Source organism: Dellaglioa sp. CoH-55-MRSF-7, from assembly GCF_056782235.1.
Genome location: NZ_JBXAYI010000107.1, coordinates 1 through 339 on the forward strand (window position 1 = coordinate 1; position 339 = coordinate 339).

A 339-nucleotide genomic window follows, 5' to 3' on the forward strand; every position below is an offset into this window, starting at 1 on the left:
CCCTCCATCTCGAATTGAGTCTGGGGACCTTCGCGTACCAGACGATCAAGATCGCGGTATACGGCCTCGACGTTGTGCATCGGAATATCGAGCAACGGCTGCGTCCATTCGTTGAAGCTCTGAATCATATTGAGTGCCCATGCCACCCAAAATGACGCGTCCTCATCCACCTGCTTAAGGCGCTCGACGACGTTATGTTCCCGCAACTGCCGTTCCAGCTCTTCGTATCGCGCAAGACGCTGACCCACCAAGCGCTCGACTGCTGTTTGATTCATTATTCTTCCTCGCTGACTACTTCAGTTTTGGTGCCGCATCCGGGACAGAAGCAGAGTGGGAACG

Annotated in this window: 1 protein-coding gene; it reads right to left on the minus strand. The window is 54.6% G+C overall.

Annotated features, from left to right (window positions below):
- A partial coding sequence (locus AC1RPU_RS08070) for a hypothetical protein (RefSeq protein ID WP_481769654.1) occupies positions 1–275 on the minus strand: 275 nt, incomplete at its 3' end.
- Positions 276–339 lie beyond the last annotated feature (64 nt).